The following is a 17,057-nucleotide window of genomic DNA, read 5'->3' as shown; positions in this document are numbered from 1 at the left end:
GGTTCCGGCTGATCCACCTCTGACGTTAGGGCCGCCCCGCGGCGAACGGGGCGGCGGATGCGCCACTTTTGTTACCGTTTCCGTCATGAGGGTGGCGGTTCTCGCCGTGGACGGCATGTTCGATTCGGGACTGAGCGTCATGCTCGATGTCCTGGCGACGGCCGACGCCCTTTGCGGCGACACCGAGGCCGTCGAGCCCCCGTTTGCGGTGACACCGGTCGCCGTCGGGTTGTCGGTTCGCACCGGGCACGGACTCACACTGGCAACCACGCCGCTGACGGAAGTCACGGAGCTTCCCGACATCCTCGTGATGCCCGCGATCGGGGTGAAGGCCCCGGCGCAGATCGTCGACGTGGTGCGCGGGCATCCGGCCCTCGACTGGGTGGTCGAGGGGCGCAGCGGGGGCGCCGCCCTGGCCGCGGCCTGCAGCGGCACCTTCTTCCTGGCCGAAGCGGGCGTGCTCGACGGGCTGGCCGCGACGACGAGCTGGTGGCTCGGGCCGGCGTTCCGCGCCCGCTATGCACGCGTCCACCTCGACGAGCGCCGCACACTCACCCAGGACGATCGGGTGACGACGGCAGGGGCAGCGTTCGCCCACATCGATCTCGCACTGACGATCGTCCAGCAGCACAGTCCGGCGCTGGCCGACCTGGTGGCGCGGTACCTCCTGATCGGGGACCGACCGTCCCAGGCCATCTTCGCCGTGCCGTCCCTGCTCGCCACCGCAGACCCCACGATGACCGCGTTCGAACGATGGATCCGTGACCACCTCGCCGAACCGTTGCCGATCGACGGTGTCGCGCGTGCGATCGGGGTCAGCGAACGAACGCTGCAACGCACCACCGCCGCGGTCCTCGGCATGACACCGGTGGAGTTCGTGCAGGAGATCCGACTCGATCAGGCAACGTTCCTCCTACGCACCACCCAGCAGAGCGTCGACACGATCGCCGGCGCGGTGGGGTACCGGAACGCGGCCACGCTGCGCGCGTTGATCCGCCGTCGGCGGCACACGAGTATCACCGAGATCCGTCGTGGCAGAAGCCGATTCGGACCCGAACGTCACGGGAGTCGGGCCGGAAGATAGTCGGCACTGGCGCGAAAGGCACAGGCGCGGCACCATCGATGGTGACGAACGGAGAGGAGCATCGTGAATCGAAACCAGCCGTTCGTGTGCGAGATGGCCTTCCACATCGTTCACCTGCACCGGGCGGGCGCGACGGACCAGGCGCTGAACCTCCGGCGCCAGCCGCAGGGGATGACCGTCGACGACGAACAACTTCACCGAGCCGTCGCGCAGATCTACGGCCTGCCCGACCAGTCGAACGAGGGGTTGGAGGAGTGGGCGCGCTCCCAGTACCTGTCCGACGGTCGCGACAAGGGCTACCTGTCGGACGGCGACCTGGACGCGCCGCTGTGGCTCCTGGCCGGCAAGGCCCACACCTTCTACGGCGACCTGAAACCGCAGGTGAGCTGAAGCCCCACGCTCTCCGCTAGTCGGCCCGCGCCGACATGTGGGCTGCCAGGCCGTCGAAGATCCGGGCCAGGCCGAACTCCAGCGCATCGTCCTGCCCGGACGTGGAACTCGCCGACGCGAAGGCGGCCGTCGCCTGGGGGTAGCGGTCGGCGTTGGCGGCGAGGATTCCCGTCATGATCGCGTTCAAGGACTTCTCGGGTGTGTCGGTTTCGGCCCCGGTCGCCGTCGTCTGCTGAGCCAGACTGCGCACGTGGCCGGTGATCAGGACGACCGCGTCCAGTCGTTCTCCTCCGGTGAGTCCCGTGTCGGTGAGCGCTTCGAGCCCGGTTTCGAGCCAGTCCAGTTCGTTGGGCCCCAGCACTCGGGGACCGACGGCGACGTCCACGACCCATGGGTGCCGTCGGAGTCCGGCCGACATGCGCAGCGCCCACTCGTGGAGCACTGCGCGCCAGCCGCCGTCGATCTCGGACAGGTCGGGTGCGGGTCCGAGGGCGGCGTCGAGCATGAGGGCGGTCAATTCGGATTTGCCGGGGGTGTAGCGGTAGAGGGACATCTTGGTGAACCCGAGGTGCTCCGCGAGGCGTTGCATCGACAGCGTGGCGAGGCCCTCGGCATCCGCCATCGAGATCGCGGTGGCGACGATCTGCTCGAGACTCAGGGCAGGTTTCGGACCCCGTTTCGGTCTCGCCGGCGATCCCCACAGTAGTTCGGCGGTATGGGGCTGGGTGACCATCTGCGCTCCTCCGGCCGACTCTTGATCCGGAATAGTGTCTACCATACACTGATTTGTGTCCGACAGACACAATTAATGCCCTGGAGGCTCCCATGCCGAATAGAACCGTCCTGATCTCGGGTGCAAGCATCGCCGGGCCGGCCCTGGCGTTCTGGCTCAGTCGCTGCGGATACGCCGTCACCGTCGTCGAGCGGGCGCCGGACCTCCGACTCGGCGGCCAGGCTGTCGACTTCAAGGGGGAAGTTCACCGTAAGGTCTTGGAGCGGATGGGGATTCTCGACGAGGTGCACCGCAGGCAGACCGGAAAGACGGACCTGCTGATCGTCGACGAGCGTGACCGGCACGTGGCGACCATCCCGGGCGAATTCATCGGCGGAGACGTCGAGATCCTGCGCGGCGACCTGACCGAGATCCTCTACGAACGGACCGTGGATTCGTGTGAGTACCTCTTCGGCGATTCCGTCACCGCTCTGGTCGACACTGAGTCGGGGGTCGAGGTCACGTTCGAGAAGTCGGACGCACGCCGTTTCGATCTGGTGTTCGGCGCCGACGGCATCCACTCGGCCGTGCGTCGCCACCGGTTCGGGCCGGAGGAGGACTTCGTCCGATTCCTCGGGTACTACTACGCCGTCGTCGGTTCCACGGACGCGGTGAGCGAAGCCGCGCCGGACAAGGAACGCGCAACGGGACTGATGTACAACGAGCCGGGGAGGATGGCGGTCGTCGGTGGACCGAAGGCTCCGGAGTTGTTCGTCTTCGCGTCCGACGCGATCGAGTACGACCGTGGCGACACCACCGAGCAGAGACGACTGCTGGCCACCGCGTACGCCGATGCAGGGTGGCGCGTGCCCCGGTTGCTCGAACACCTGGACGACGCGCCCGACTTCTACCTCGACTCGATCGCGAGGGTCGAGACCGACGCCTACACCGCCGGTCGCGTAGCCCTACTCGGCGATGCCGCGTACGGAAACACGCTGGGCGGCTTCGGGACCGGACTTGCTCTCGTGGGTGCGTATGTACTGGCGGGTGAGCTCGCCGCCGCCGACGGCGACCACCGGGTGGCGTTCGGACGGTACGACGAGCAGATGCACCGGTACGCAAAGATCGCTCGCAAGGGCAGCGCCGGACCGTTTCTCGCGCCGAAGTCGGCCACGCGAATCAGGCTGCGTAACTGGACGTTCAAGTCCAGGACGTTGTTCGGCCTGATGATGAAGCTGACCGACTCCTTCGCCACCGACATCGACCTGCATGACTACCCGGCGCTGCGATCAGCCGGGCGTCCCGGCAATGTTGACCATCCATGAAATGCCGAACTTGTCGGTACAGGCGCCGAATTCGTCTCCCCACATCTGCTTCTCCAGGGGCACGGACACGGATCCACCGTCGGCGAGCTTGGCCCAGTAGCCGCGGAGTTCGTCGCCGTCGTCTCCGCTCAGGCTCACCGCGATGTTGGTTCCCGGGTTGTGTTCCATACCGGGCGGGGTGTCTGCACCCATGAGCGTGTAGCCGGTGTCCGACTCGAGCATGGCGTGCATGATCTTGTCGGCACCCTCGCCTTCCGGCGCACCGTATTCACCGAACGTGTTCAACGCCAGGGTGCCTCCGAAGACGTCCTTGTAGAACTCCATTGCCTGCCGCGCGTTGCCGTCGAAGCTGATGTAGGGGTTGAGACGAGAGGTCATGAGGCATGCTCCTTCTTCGTGCCGGAACCGACAGCAACGACGGTACAACGACCGGCCGACACGATGTCGGGAACGGGAACCCCTGGCGGATCAGTGGGTCGAGACCGTCGCGAACGCGGCCCACAGCACCGGTGAATGCTCGATCGTCCGCTCGTCCCGCCAGGCGGCCACCCGCTCGCGCTGCCAGTCGCACAGAGCCCCGACCGCGTCGGGCAGTTCGTGCGCCGCGTCGATCGAGCAGATGGCGTCCTGCAGTGGACGCGTCTGCGGTCCGGCGTCCGCGAAGCGCTGGAACGCGAGGTCGGTGGGCAGGGCCCAGCGGCTGGCCGTGACGAGTTCCGCCCCGCCGGCGATCATCGCGGAGACCAACCCGAGTGCCTCGCTGAACCGCAGGTCACCACCGCTCTCGCAGGCGATCAGCGCAACCCTGCTCGGGATCGGCCACAACTCCGCGCCGCGGATCGGCTCGGCCGTGAGCGTGTGCGTTCCCAGCAGGAGGTCCTTCGCGGACAGCGGCCGGTGTGCCCGCTTCGGCTCCGCGAACCCGAGTGAGTCCACGGCGCAGGCGAGGTGCAGTTCGGCGTGCTCGCTCTGACCGGACTCGGGTGCGGACGCCGTGACGTGCCCGACGTACACCATCCGCCCCGCGCCCTCCCGTAGTGCGGTGCCGAGCCAGTTCCGGTCGACGTCTTCGCGGCGGAAACAGTCCGTCGGTCCGCCCACGACCGGCCGCAGCCTGCCCTCGTCCGCGTAGGCGGCCACCCGCCGCGACAACGGACTGTCCGCGTCCATCCGCCCCAGGACGGAGCCGAGCGCCGAGTCCGCCTGGAACCCCGGAACCCGGGGGTCGAGCATCGCGACCACGGGCAGGTGCCGGGTGTGCGTCCAGCTCCGGGTCTCGCGTCCGGGCGAGTGGACGATGCTGAGCGGCGCGAGCACACTGACATCCGCGATGTCGACGAGACGCAGGCCAGGGTCGGGCGCGATCAGCTCCCACGGCACCTGCGCGACCCGGGGTGACGGCTGTATCCGGAGATGCGGGCGCACACCGCGGGTGAACAGGTCGTGCAACTGCCGGGCAAGGCCGAACGGAAGGAACGTGCGCGAAAGGTGCTGAGCCAAATCGTGTTCAGCCTTGTAGGAGGCGAACGCCCCCGTCGTCAGCGCGCGGTGCAGACCCTCCGGACCCGTGAGGTCGGGCAGTGCCCGCCCCAACGCTGCGAGGGTCTCGTTCACCTGCGCCGCGGGTGCCGTACCGACTCCGCCGGGCAGGGTGTCGTGCGTCCACCGCCACGACACGTAGAGGTCCCCGGCATCGGCCATCCGCACGATTGCCGTCGGCTGCCCGTGTGCGTTCACCATGCGGGCACGGTCCTGCTGTCGCGGACCTCGCGCCGATAGCGTTGCTCGGCGGTCGCGATGGCGGTCCCCAGCACGATCCGACCGTCCGGCGTCACGGCCAGCCGCGGCGGCAGCGGCACCGGCAGACCGGCGTCGGCCGCGACTCCTGCCAGCGCCGCGCCGAGCTGGAACGCACCCGCGGAGTCGGACGTGCCGGCCGCGGGAAGGTCGGGCAACTCCAGGGGCAGCCGCGCCGCGGTGCCGTGTCCGGCCCGGCCGACGTCCACCGTCGTCCCCGCGCACTGCGCCTCGACGAGATCGGCGACCAGGCGCGCGTCGCCCGAGGAGTAGGCGAGGCGGAACGCCAACTGCACGGCGGGGTCGGCGATCTCGCGGTTCCACTGCTCGCGTTGGCGCCCGTTCGGGAGCGTGAACCGCACGGCGTCGATGGCGATCGCCGCCGGCACCGCGAGCGCGGTGGCTCGTGCCCGCAGAGCGGTGTCGGGCGGGTCGGCGGACGTGAGCACGGCTTCGAGTAGGGTCGCGTGCCAGAAGTCGACCTGCGCGCAGTGCAGGCCGAGCCCCAGCTCGGTGTACGTGGTGAACGCGGATGCGAGGAGCTTCTCACCCTCGTCGGATCGCCCGTCCGCGAAGGCGACGGTGGCGAGGCGGGTCTCGACGTCCGCGACGTCGAGCACCGCTCCCGAATCCCGGAAGTAGTCGACGCTGCGGCGATAGAGGGCCCCCGCCCGCTCGGTGTCACCCCGGCCCTCGGCGAGGAAGGCGAGCACCTTCGATCCGATGCCCGCCCGGTGGCCGATGCCGGCGTGCTCGAAGAACGTCTGACTCGCCAGCAGCAGCGGTTCGGCCGCGTCGAGCCGACCCGACCGGACGTGCATGATGCCCAGGTTCTGCTGCGTTTCGGCGACGGCATTGACGTCGCCGGCGGTCTCGAACGCGGCGAGCGCCTGCCCGGCGAAGTCGTCGGACAGATCGAAACGCCCGGTCTCGAAGTGGACGGCTGCCAGGTTCATCAGAGGATGACCGGCCAGTCCCGGAGCGAAACGCACCGCCGCTTGCAGGGATTCGGTGGCAATGTCGGCCGCGTGCGCCCACTGCTGCCGGTGCATCGCGACCGCGGTCAGCGACAGCAGGCACGCCACTGTGAGGTCGCCCTGATCCTCGCGGGTCGCGAGAATGTTCCGCGCCTGCTCGAGCGCGTCCTGTGCGCCGTCGAGGTCGCCCAGGTGCTGCAGCGCCTGCGACAGGTTGACCAGGGCCGCGGGACGCATCCGGGCGGCGTCGGCAGGCATCAGCGTGAGAGCCTCGCGGTAGAGGGTGACGGCCCGGGTGTGATCGCCCAGTTCGTCGGACATGCTGGCTGCGTTGATGATCGCGCTCGTCCGGAGATCGCCCGTGGCCCTGTGTGCGGCCTGTTCGAACGTGTGGAGCGCCTCGGCGACATCTCCGCGGGCATACGCTGCCGCGCCGGCCGCGAGAAGGTCACGCCCCGTCTGATCGTCCATCTCAGAAGTCCGAATCCGAGGCAGCGGCCTCTATCTCGGCGAGCAGGGGCGCGTCCGGTCCGTCGTCGGGCGTGGTCGCCGCGGCCCGGAGGAGTCGCTGCCGGATCAGGTTTCGCACCCGCTCCCGGACCTCCGCGCCACCGCCGTCCGCGGATCCGGTCGTGCCGAACCCGGGCACGTGCACGTCCACGGACACGCCCGCCTCCGATCCGCTCGGTGCGGCCGCCACGCCCGACCAGGTGTCTCCCGACAGGCTCAGCGAAACATCGACGGTTCCCGACGCGGTGCCGACCGATGCCCGTGGCCGCAGATGCTCCGGTACAGCTGAGGAGAGACCGGGTGCGGCAACGATACTCACCCGCACGGTCGTGGTCCCGGAGGCGCGCACCACCTCCCACGCCACTGCGCGCTCGGACGCGTCGACGAGTCCGGGCGGGTACCGGCGCCAGTCGGTTCCGGTGGTGCCCCGCGTCAGGACGAGTGCGCTCGGCAGCGTCGCGGTCGCGACGCCGGCCGCGAGGGCGTAGTCATCCGCCCGCGCGGGTCGGACGGGGACTGCCGGGGCGGCCGGTGCGAGTGCATCGGCCCCGTCGACGAGCAGATCGCATTCCTCTACGAGAGTGGCGATCTCGCCGTTCAGTAGCTCCTCGTCGAGTGCCGGGAGGGCGTCGACCGTCGAGGTCGGCCACCACCGCGCCGCCCACAGCGCGAACGCGAGCCGCCGAGCACAGGCGGCCACCCGCGGTCGTGCCGGTGCGACCGAGATTTCGGTCCCCGAACCGGCTGCCACGGCGAGTGCCACCTCTTCGCCGAACACGGCCCACAGCCAGTTCTGCGCCGAGTCGACGTCGTCGATCACGGCCGCCGGAACCGCGTGTTCCGCGAGCACACTCCACGACAGGTGCCCGCCCAGGGCTTCCAGTACTGCCACGTCGATGCCTGCGGCGTCGTCGAGGACGCTCGGTGCGTCGTCGGGGGCGATGATCCAGATCCCGTCGGGGGCGCGCTCGATCCGCACCGTGCCGGTAGTCAACTCGCCCTCGATTCGGGAGCATCCGCCGCATCCGTGAGCGGAATTGCGCTGAGCGCCTGCTTGACCCGCATTCGATGATCGAGGATGACCGACCGCGCCACCCCGTCGAGGAGGTCCCAGAGTTCGCCTGGTTCGTGAACGGAGAACCCGCGGACGTCGCGGCCGTGCAGGCGGACCCACAGCCGGCGGAGATAGGGGCGCCACGGCTCGACGAGTTCGGTGGCGATGACCGCCAGCGGATTCGTTTCGGGCAGCGCCGCCGCGTCGGGGTTCACCGTGAGCCGGCGTGCCTGCAGGACGTACGCCTCACGTTGCCAGCGGCCGTTGATCACCCGGGCGGCGGCCGTGTCCGGACGCGACGCTGCGGCCCCGATCGGGCGAAGACCGTTCGCCAGCGCGGCACCCGTCGTCGCCGCGACCCGCAACGATTCGTCGAGAAGTGCCCAGGGTGAGCAACTTCGGGCGATCTCGGCGGTGACCAGTTCGTGGATCGGTGGCAGCTCCGCCCGATCGGTCGACGCGCGGAGCAGGGTGAAGACGCGCTCGTGGACGGAACGATCGAAGGGAAGCCCGAGCGCCGTGGTGGACGCCGACAGTCCCAGACAGGGCGGTTCGGGAACCGGATGCGCCGTCAGCCCGAGCCGGTGGGCGGAAACCTCGGTCGTCCAGAGCGAAATCCCGTGGTGAGTGCCCGCGTGGCCGGCGATCACCCTGTCGAGGGCCTGCTGTCCGTCGTCGCCGTCCTGCCCGAGTCGAGCTGCGGGGCAGGCGTCGAGCACGGCGTCGATCGCACCGGCGTGATCGGCGCCCGGCGCACCCGACAGCGGTCGCCGTCCCCACGCGACGGCGATCAGGGCGGTCAGTTCCCGTGCCCGCGCCGGGTCGGTGACGTGGGCTTTCAACGCCTGCGTGGTGCGGCCGGCCGTGAACTCGTGCACGTCGCGCAGGGTGTCCTCGGCGACGGACTCGTCGCGCAGCGGGTCGGGCAGCCCGGAGCCGGTCGCGAGTTCGAAGCAGCGCTGGAAGTAGAGGTCCTGCGGGTTGCCGTCGGTGATGCGCAGAGCCCGTCGGACCCGCTTGAGCAGAGTGAACCAGGCCGCGGTGGCTCGGAGTGCGTCGGCGGAGGCATACACGCGGGCGGCGAGCAGCTGCGCGCCGTCGGCCGTGACGATCGGACCGGCGCACAGCGGGTTCTGGACCGGGCGGATGACCAGCGGATCGAGGATCAGTTTCACGGTGCGGCTCAGTGGTCCGCCGTCGCGTCCGCTGAGCGGTTCGACTCCGTCGAGTTTTCGCCAGACCTCGTCGAGAACCATGGCGCGCGGTCGCCGAGCAGCCTCCGACCCCGCCGATCCCGTCCGCATTCGAGCAGGTTACCGCAGGGATGCCTCGACCACGGGACGAGAAATCTGGGATCGGTAGGGCGCGAGAAGTTCCTACCTTTCTCACATCGGCTCCGGAACGCGAGCCGAAGGAATCGACGACGGGCGCCGAGCGCCCCTCACGAAACGTGAAGGACGGATCATGAACAAGGTCATTCGGACTCGGAAGCGCGTCTACACCGCCGGCATCGTGGCGGCAGCAGGTGTCGCCCTGCTCGTCACGGGGTGCAGCGACGCCAGTGACACAAGTTCCGGCGGAAGCTCCGAGCAGTCCCCGGCCGCGGCGGCTCCGGCGGGCGCGTCCTCGGCTTCGGTCGACGGCAAGGCACTGGACGCGGACTTCGACGCGACCTGCGCCAAGCAGGGCGACACCCTGGCGTTGGCGCTGGCGGACACCGCCAACGCGACGTACGGCGACCTCGCCGTCTCGGCCACCGTCACCGGCACCGACACCGTGCAGGCGGTCGGGATCGCGGGCAGCAAGGGCGGGTCGAACGGTCTCCCGTACGCCCTGGGCTTCGGGCAGGGAATGCCGGGCGGTTCCGCGAAGGTCGTCAAGGACGGCGACACCTACACGATCACCGGCGAAGGGGTCGGCGCCCCCGACATGAGCAACCCGACCGCGCCGAGCGCCTCGAAGTTCGACATCACGTTCGCCTGCTCGACCGTCGTGGGCGGCTGAGCCCGCCCACCCGGGACGCGCGCGGACAGGTGAGTCCGCGCGTGTCCCCCCACCTTCCCCTCAGTTCGGGCACGGAAAGGACACATCGTGAAGAAGATCGTGCGTACCGGGGCCGTCGTGTTTCTCGGCGGGTCGGTCGGCTACTACCTCTGGCACGGCCTCGGCAACCGGGGGCGGACCGACTACGGCATCGACGCGCTGTCGTGGGTGGGCCCGCAGATGATCTGGCCGATCGCCGCGATCAGCCTGTTCGTGGTCTGCTTCGCCGTCACCGGTGACAGCGTGGTGGCAGCGTTCACAGGACGGAACAGTGCCGCATTCCGCCATGCAGCGGTCGGAATCGGGACGGTGCAGTCCGTGCGTCAGACGGGAATGACCCTCAACGATCAACCGGAAGTGCGGATCGACCTCGGCGTGGAGTGCGCCGACGGCAAGATCTTCGATTCGCACGCCGAGATGATCGTGCCGCTGACCGAGTTGGCGCTTCTCCGTCCGGGGGTCGTCCTGCCCGTCCGCTATCTTCCGGACCGCACCGACAAGGTCGAGATCGACCGCTCGGGCGACATGTCGACGGCGCAGGAAGCGTTGAATCGATCCATGATTCGTCAGGGAGTCACCACGGCCGGCAAGCTCGACATCGCGGCCCGCGGCATCCCCGCGCAGGCGGTGGTGCACGCGCTCAGCGTGCCCGGCGAGATCCGCAACGGGAATTCGAAGGTCGAACTCGGGCTTTCGGTCACCCGGCCCGACGGCACGACGTTCACCACCCGTGTCGAGAAGTTCCTGCCGCCGCGCAGTGTCGGCCACGTTCAGGTGGGCCGGGTGGTGACGGTCCACTATCTCCCGGGGAACGAGCAAGAGATCGTCATCGCCCTGCCGGCGAACGTGTGACGGACGCGATCACTACTCGGCCCGGGGCGGCAGTCCCAGCGACCGGACCAGGACCAGGAGTTGTTCGCGCAGCGGCCCCACGTCCCCGACCGCGGCGGTGAGGGCGGCATCCTCCTTCTCGAGAGCCAACAAGCGAAGGTAGATCGCGCGACCCGACTCGGTGATCGCGACCCGTTTGCGGCGCTCGTCGTTCGGGTCGGTCTCCCGAGTGACGTACCCGGCGCGTTCGAGGCGGTCGATGGTGCGGCTGATGGTCTGGTCCGTCACCCGCGAGGCCTTCGCGATGTCCCGTTGCGAGGCCGGCCGGTCGGCGATCGTGTGCAGCGAGATGAGTCCCGCATGGGTCATGTTCTGCGACCGCAGAATGTCCTCCCACGAGTGCTCGACCAGCCGCGCAGCCGTGGACAGCAGGCGTCCGGTGGGCCACTGGTCCATGCCGTCGCTCGTCATTTCTTCGCCTCCATTTGCAATTTGCTCAGCAGGCTGAACAAAATGGGAACATCGCAATCCGGACATCCGGTCGTCGAACCGTCCAGCATTGGAGAGCACGTGACCACAACTGCCCGCCCGCGCCCGGTTCGTCGCCTGCGGTGGATTCTGCCAGCCGTGCTGGTGATCGTCTGGCTGGCCGTCGGCGGTTTCGGTGGTCCGTTCGCCGGCAAACTCTCCTCGGTCCAGCAGAACGACAGCACGTCGTTCCTGCCCGCGTCGGCCGAGGCCACGGAGGTCTCGGCGCTGCAGAAGGGTTTCACCGACACGCAGTTCGTGCCGGCGATCGTCGTCGCCGAACGGACGTCGGGGATCACCGCTGCCGACATCGAGTTCCTCGCCGGCACCGCGGCTTCCTTCGCCGGTTCGGAGGGATTCGGCGACGAGGTGTCACCGCCGATCCCGTCCGCCGACGGACGGGCACTGCAGATGTTCGTGCCGGTCGACAGCGCCGGCGAGGTCGGTGACAGTGTCACGGAACTCCGGGACGCGCTCGGTGCCGCCCCGGAGGGTCTCACCGTCCTCGTCACCGGACCCGCCGGTCAGGTCGCGGATCTGTCGTCCGCGTTCGCCGGCATCGACGGACTGCTGCTCCTGGTCGCGGGTGCCGTCGTGATCCTGATCCTCATCGTCGTCTACCGCAGTCCGATCCTTCCGTTCGCCGTGATCACCTCCGCCGTCTTCGCGCTGGGACTGTCGAGTCTGCTCGTGTATCTGCTCGCCGACGCCGGTGTGATCGCGCTGAACGGCCAGAGCCAGGGAATCCTGTTCATCCTGGTATTCGGTGCCGCGACCGACTATGCACTGCTGCTGGTGTCCCGCTACCGCGAGGAACTGCGGATCGAGCGGGACAAGTACCGCGCCATGCGGACCGCGTGGTGGGCAACGCTCGAACCCGTCGCCGCGTCCGCGGGCACCGTCATCGCCGGCGTGCTCTGCCTGCTGCTGTCCGATCTCAACTCCAACCGCGGTCTCGGACCGGTGGCGGCCATCGGGATCGCGGCGTCGTTCGTCGCGTCCATGACATACCTGCCTGCCGTGCTCGTGCTCCTTGGCCGGGCGGCGTACTGGCCGACCCGGACCGCCTACGACGCGCGGCATGCCGAGAAGGGCGAGGCCGCAGACCACAAGTTCTGGGCCGCGCTCGCGAAGCGGATCGGCGCACATCCGCGTCGATTCTGGGTGGCGTCCAGCATGGTGCTGGTTCTCTTCGCGCTCCTGATGCCCCAGTTCGAGGCGAGCGGTGTAGCGGAGTCCGAGACGTTCCTTCTCGATGTCGATTCCGTTGCGGGCCAGCAGGTTCTCGGCGATCACTTCGACGCCGGTTCCGGTTCGCCGGCGGTGATCATCGCGAACGAGGGCTCCCGCGACGCGGTGGTCGACTCTGCCCGGGTCGATGGAGTCGGCGACATCACCGTGCTGTCCGCACCCGGCACGCAGGACCCACTGGTGGTGGACGGCCGGGTGGCGATCGAAGCCACCCTGACCGATCCGGCCGATTCCCTCGCGGCCGAGGACACCATCGTCCGCCTGCGTGACGCCGTCCACCCGATCGACGGCGCCGACGCCCTGGTCGGCGGCACCACCGCCACGGACCTCGACACCAAGACCACGTCGACGCGTGACCGCACGCTGATCATCCCCGTCGTGATCCTCGTGGTGTTCGCGATCCTGTGTCTGCTGCTGCGGTCGCTGCTCGCGCCGCTGCTGCTGATGGGAACGGTGGTGCTGTCCTTCGCTGCGACGCTGGGCATTTCGTCCCTGGTCTTCGAGCACGTCTTCGGATTCCCGGGCGCAGATCCCGTCGTCCCGCTGTTCGCGTTCGTGTTCCTCGTCGCCCTCGGAATCGACTACAACATCTTCCTCATGACCCGGGTGAGGGAGGAAGCTCAGCGTATCGGCACCCGACGCGGGGCGCTGCGCGGCCTGACCGTCACCGGTGGCGTCATCACATCGGCGGGAGTGGTTCTGGCGGCGACCTTCTCGGTCCTCGCCGTCATCCCGCTGATCTTCCTCGCGCAGATCGCGTTCATCGTGGCGTTCGGCGTGCTCCTCGACGCACTCCTCGTCCGGTCACTGCTGGTTCCCGCACTCACCGTCGACATCGGGCAGAAGATCTGGTGGCCGAGCAAGCTCGCATCGGCGCCGGAGACGGACGAGACCGTCCGCGCGGAGCCGGAATTGGATCCGAGTCGTGCGTGAGATCTTCACGCCAACGCGAGCAGCGCCAGCGCTGCCTGGTCGGGAACGGTGACGTTCAGGCTCGTCAGCTTCTCGAATCTGCCGAGGCGGTTGAGCACCGTGTTGCGGTGGCAGAACAACTGCGCCGCGGTGTCGGTGACGCTGCCCGTCGCGAGGTAGGCGCGCACCGTCTCGAGGATGCGTTCGCGTTCCTCGTCGGTGATCGAGGCGAGCCCGGACAGTAGGTGGGCCGAGAAATCGGTCTGATCGTCGAGGCGGCCCTTGGTGACCCGCGCCCACGCTTCCGTCAGCGTCGTCAGGCCGTGTTCGTCGGGGCGGATCGTCCGGAAGATCTCGTGGGCGGTGTTCGCGGCCGCCGGCACCGCGGCGAGGCCGGACACCGCCGCGACCATGCCGCCGGCCACGTCCTGCAGTTGCCGGTGCTGGGTCTCGAGCCCCCGTGTGGGCGTCCGCGGCGCAGGCCACAGAACCACCACGCGGCCGGACTGATTCAGGACGAAGAGTTGTTCGCCACCGGCCGCCAGAGTGTTCGCGATCCTGTGCACGGCCTGGGATGCTTCGGGATCCACGACGACGACCCGGAACGTGGCGTCGGCGTCGACCTTCAACGCCCGGGCGATCTGTTCGATCTTGCTGGGGACGAGGCCTGCCGGGCCGAACAGTTCCGCCAGGTACGTCTGCTGCTCGTCGCGGGTGAAGGCGGCCATCGCGGCCTTCTCCTCGAGGTAGCTCTGGTGGACGGCGCGAGCGTAGTCGTCGACCACATTCCACAGGCTGTCGACGTGCAACGCGAGGACCGCCATGTCTGCCGAGTTCGCGCGCCACAGCAGAGCCGACCAGATGATGCCGAAGTCGAGACGGACCGCGGTCACCAGATCTTCGACGGGTATCCCCTGCCGCGCGCGCAGACGCCCCAGGTCGGAGGGCAGCGAGCTGAGCTGAGTCGTCGTCGCGCCGGCCGTGACTGCTTCGAGGATCAACCGAATCGACTCGCGCGCGGAATCGCGAAGAGCGTCCTGGTCGACCAGCCCGGACTGGTAGGCCTCGACGGATTCGAGCCGGTCGAGGAAGGCGGTGGCCAGATCGTCGGTGTTGCGCATGGCGCCGACGATCAGTTCACGCCAACGAGGCAGAGTCTCCTGCTTCCGCTTGGCGAGGTTTCTCACGGCAAGGTCCTTTCGACCGAGTTTGCGGTCAGGTTTCGTCGAGATCTCCGATTCGAGCATCGGGGTAACACGTCGTTGGAGATTCGTTCATCGGCTCTTGTCGCGGTAGGCAAATCACCTGGGACAGCTCGGCGGCATCGTTGCTCCTTCGCCGTCACATTATGCACATACACAATAATCCTGCCCTTCCTCGAGGCAGATTGCGATTTCCTCCGGTTGCCGGGTGCGGTTTCATTGAAGACACGCCAATTGGACTTTCCTGCCCTTCACCCGCGACATTCGGAGCAAATCCATGAGCCCCTCGGCAACCCGACAGGTCGGCCCCCCGACGCCGATTCCACGAGACACGTCCCGTCGCGTGGCATTCGCCGCATTCGTGGGAACGGCGATGGAGTGGTACGACTTCTTTCTGTTCACGACCGCCGCCGCGCTGGTGTTCAACGTGCAGTATTTCGTCTCCGACAACGCGCTGACGGCGACGCTCGCCTCGTTCGGCACGCTGGCGGTCGGATTCGTCGCGCGCCCGGTGGGTGGACTGCTCTTCGGGTGGCTCGGCGACCGGGTCGGTCGCAAGAAGATCTTGATGACCACCATCGTCGGCATCGGGGTCGCCACCGTGCTGATCGGCATGCTGCCCAACTACTACTCGATCGGGGTCATCGCACCGATCGCCCTCATCGTGCTGCGCGTACTTCAGGGGCTGGCCGTCGGAGGTGAGTGGAGCGGTGCGGTCACGATTGCCGCCGAGAACGCCTCACCGGAGGAACGGGCGAAATACGCGTCCATCCCGCAGCTCGGATCTCCGGTCGGCACGATCCTGTCGTCGGGTGCCTTCTTCCTGACCTCTGCCCTGTTGTCGGAGGACGTCTTCGATTCGTGGGGTTGGCGTATCCCCTTCCTGCTGGCTCTGCCGTTGCTGGGAGTGTCCATCCTGATCCGCCGTCAACTCGAGGAGTCCCCCGAATTCGAGGCCTTGCAGGAGGAGGACGCCGTCGCGGAGGCACCACTGCACCAGGTGTTTGTCGGGGCGTGGCGGCAGCTGCTCGTCGGAGCGTCCGTCATGCTCATCGGCGCAGGCGGCTTCTACCTGATCACGACGTTCATCATCAGCTACGGCAAACGGGTTCTTGGCCTCGAAGCGTCGATGCTCCTTCTGGCGACCGTCATCGCGGCGGTGATCGAGATTCCGGTCATCATCTCCGGTGGACAATGGGGTTCGCGGTTCGGCTCGTGCCGCGTCGTCATCGGTGGCGCCGTCGCCACGATGGTCCTCGCGTTCCCGATCTTCTGGGCAATCGGCACCGCGCACCCCGTGCTCGTCGTACTCGGGATGAGCGTGGGCGTTGCGGCCGTGTCCTATCCGTATGCTGTCAGCGGGGCCGTACTCACCAGTCTGTTTCCCGCAAAGGTGCGGTACAGCGGCGTGGCCGTGTCGTCGAACATCGCAGGGCTGGTATCCGGATGCGTCCCGCTGATCGCGACCGCCGTGCTCACCGTCACCGGCGACCACCTCTGGCCCGCCGCGATCATGCTCGTGGCCATCGGCGCGATCGCCCTCGCCGGCGGCGTTCTCGCACCGCGATGGAGCGTCGTCGAAGACGGCCTCAAGCACTGACATTCACGTCTCGACCCACAGAAGGACAGTCGTCATGAGCACAGCAGAGCAGCACCGTCCCGTCACCGCCCCGCCCGCGACACACGAACAGAGCGAGTGGGACCTGCGCGTCGAACTGGCGGCCGTGTACCGGCTCGTCGCGCACTTCCGGATGACCGATCTCATCTTCAGCCATATTTCCCAACGCCTTCCGGGCGACGAACCTCGCTTCCTCATCAATCCGTACGGACTGCTGTTCGAGGAGATCACCGCGTCGAATCTCGTCGAGGTAGGTCTGGACGGCGAACTGTTCACGCCGTCGCAGTACCGGGTCAACCCGGCCGGCTTCGTCATCCACAGCGCCATCCACGCCGCCCGACCCGACGCGCACTGCGTGCTCCACACCCACTCGCGCAACGGTTGTGCGGTGGCAGCGCAGAAGAACGGCCTTCAGCCCGTCAACCAGACGTCGATGGAGTTCTACAACCGGATCGCGTACCACGACTACGAGGGTGTCGCACTGAACGATGCGGAGAAGGCCCGACTCGTTGCGGACCTCGGTGACAAGAACGCGATGATCCTCCGCAACCATGGCCTCCTGACAGTGGGAGACAGCGCGCGCCGGACCTTCCTGCGGATGTTCTACCTCGAGCGGGCCTGCGAGATGCAGGTCGCAGCGCAGTCCACCGGCCAGGAACTGATCGTTCCGTCGCCGGAGGTCTGCGAGCACACCGCTCGACAGCTGAACAACGAAAACCGCGCCGGCGGAACCGATGACCACGACAACAGCGACAATTGGGACCTCGCCTGGTCTGCGCTGCTGCGTCTGGTCGATCGCATCGCCCCGGACTACCGGTCCTGA

At 68.2% G+C, this 17,057-nt stretch carries 16 protein-coding genes; 8 read left to right on the top strand and 8 right to left on the bottom strand.

Annotation, left to right across the window (positions count from 1 at the left end; genetic code table 11):
• Nucleotides 1-85: 85 nt before the first annotated feature.
• Nucleotides 86-1,084, top strand: a complete 999-nt coding sequence (locus RJ1_RS14285; protein WP_073360870.1) for a GlxA family transcriptional regulator — start codon at nt 86-88, stop codon at nt 1,082-1,084.
• Nucleotides 1,085-1,147: 63 nt separating this feature from the next.
• Entirely contained in the window at nt 1,148-1,474 is a 327-nt protein-coding gene (locus RJ1_RS14280; RefSeq protein WP_073360868.1) for a hypothetical protein, read from the top strand.
• 16 nt (nt 1,475-1,490) lie between these two features.
• Here the strand turns inward: RJ1_RS14280 and RJ1_RS14275 are convergent, their stop codons facing one another.
• Nucleotides 1,491-2,207, bottom strand: coding sequence for a TetR/AcrR family transcriptional regulator (locus RJ1_RS14275; protein WP_073360867.1), 717 nt, complete (start codon nt 2,205-2,207; stop codon nt 1,491-1,493).
• Between the two features lie 92 nt (nt 2,208-2,299).
• On the opposite strand from RJ1_RS14275, the gene RJ1_RS14270 reads away from it, so the two are divergent.
• Complete coding sequence (locus RJ1_RS14270; RefSeq protein WP_073360865.1) at nt 2,300-3,511, top strand: FAD-dependent monooxygenase; 1,212 nt, start codon at nt 2,300-2,302, stop codon at nt 3,509-3,511.
• Here RJ1_RS14270 and RJ1_RS14265 read toward each other — a convergent pair.
• The 5 genes from RJ1_RS14265 to RJ1_RS14245 form a co-directional block, all read right to left on the bottom strand.
• Nucleotides 3,476-3,889 (bottom strand): VOC family protein, encoded by a 414-nt coding sequence (locus RJ1_RS14265; protein WP_073360863.1) that lies wholly within the window; start codon nt 3,887-3,889, stop codon nt 3,476-3,478. The genes RJ1_RS14270 and RJ1_RS14265 overlap by 36 nt on opposite strands.
• Nucleotides 3,890-3,979: 90 nt before the next feature.
• Nucleotides 3,980-5,251, bottom strand: a complete 1,272-nt coding sequence (locus RJ1_RS14260) for a CHAT domain-containing protein (RefSeq protein WP_073360862.1) — start codon at nt 5,249-5,251, stop codon at nt 3,980-3,982.
• The gene (locus tag RJ1_RS14255; protein ID WP_073360860.1) at nt 5,245-6,756 is read right to left on the bottom strand and encodes a tetratricopeptide repeat protein; all 1,512 of its coding nucleotides are present in this window, start codon (nt 6,754-6,756) and stop codon (nt 5,245-5,247) included. The genes RJ1_RS14260 and RJ1_RS14255 overlap by 7 nt, the downstream gene beginning before the upstream one ends.
• A gap of 1 nt (nt 6,757) precedes the next feature.
• The gene (locus tag RJ1_RS14250) at nt 6,758-7,789 is read right to left on the bottom strand and encodes a hypothetical protein (protein ID WP_073360858.1); all 1,032 of its coding nucleotides are present in this window, start codon (nt 7,787-7,789) and stop codon (nt 6,758-6,760) included.
• Nucleotides 7,786-9,105, bottom strand: coding sequence for a hypothetical protein (locus RJ1_RS14245; protein ID WP_073360856.1), 1,320 nt, complete (start codon nt 9,103-9,105; stop codon nt 7,786-7,788). Before RJ1_RS14245 ends, RJ1_RS14250 begins: the two co-directional genes overlap by 4 nt.
• Nucleotides 9,106-9,313: 208 nt before the next feature.
• On the opposite strand from RJ1_RS14245, the gene RJ1_RS14240 reads away from it, so the two are divergent.
• Together RJ1_RS14240 and RJ1_RS14235 are read left to right on the top strand one after the other, a co-directional pair.
• Nucleotides 9,314-9,853: a lipoprotein LpqH gene (locus tag RJ1_RS14240; protein ID WP_073360854.1), complete on the top strand. Its 540-nt coding sequence runs from the start codon at nt 9,314-9,316 to the stop codon at nt 9,851-9,853.
• A gap of 87 nt (nt 9,854-9,940) precedes the next feature.
• Nucleotides 9,941-10,744 carry a hypothetical protein gene (locus tag RJ1_RS14235; RefSeq protein ID WP_073360852.1) on the top strand — a complete coding sequence of 268 codons (804 nt, stop codon included), beginning with the start codon at nt 9,941-9,943 and terminating at the stop codon, nt 10,742-10,744.
• A gap of 12 nt (nt 10,745-10,756) precedes the next feature.
• Here RJ1_RS14235 and RJ1_RS14230 read toward each other — a convergent pair whose 3' ends face one another.
• On the bottom strand, nt 10,757-11,194 hold the full coding sequence (locus RJ1_RS14230; protein ID WP_073360851.1) for a MarR family winged helix-turn-helix transcriptional regulator: 438 nt from the start codon (nt 11,192-11,194) through the stop codon (nt 10,757-10,759).
• Between the two features lie 42 nt (nt 11,195-11,236).
• On the opposite strand from RJ1_RS14230, the gene RJ1_RS14225 reads away from it, so the two are divergent.
• Nucleotides 11,237-13,435 (top strand): MMPL family transporter, encoded by a 2,199-nt coding sequence (locus RJ1_RS14225; protein WP_083400603.1) that lies wholly within the window; start codon nt 11,237-11,239, stop codon nt 13,433-13,435.
• Nucleotides 13,436-13,440: 5 nt separating this feature from the next.
• Here the strand turns inward: RJ1_RS14225 and RJ1_RS14220 are convergent, their stop codons facing one another.
• Nucleotides 13,441-14,601: a PucR family transcriptional regulator gene (locus RJ1_RS14220; protein WP_162850354.1), complete on the bottom strand. Its 1,161-nt coding sequence runs from the start codon at nt 14,599-14,601 to the stop codon at nt 13,441-13,443.
• Between the two features lie 292 nt (nt 14,602-14,893).
• Between RJ1_RS14220 and RJ1_RS14215 the strand changes: the two genes are divergently transcribed.
• Together RJ1_RS14215 and RJ1_RS14210 are read left to right on the top strand one after the other, a co-directional pair.
• Nucleotides 14,894-16,216, top strand: coding sequence for an MFS transporter (locus tag RJ1_RS14215; RefSeq protein ID WP_073360847.1), 1,323 nt, complete (start codon nt 14,894-14,896; stop codon nt 16,214-16,216).
• A 34-nt stretch (nt 16,217-16,250) separates the two neighbouring features.
• The gene (locus RJ1_RS14210) at nt 16,251-17,057 is read left to right on the top strand and encodes a class II aldolase/adducin family protein (RefSeq protein ID WP_073360846.1); all 807 of its coding nucleotides are present in this window, start codon (nt 16,251-16,253) and stop codon (nt 17,055-17,057) included.

Origin of the sequence: Rhodococcus jostii NBRC 16295 (genome assembly GCF_001894825.1) — a bacterium.
Taxonomy (GTDB): Bacteria; Actinomycetota; Actinomycetes; order Mycobacteriales; family Mycobacteriaceae; genus Rhodococcus_F; species Rhodococcus_F jostii.
The sequence above is the reverse complement of the archived record's forward strand: the minus strand, read 5'-3'. Positions and strand labels throughout refer to the sequence as shown.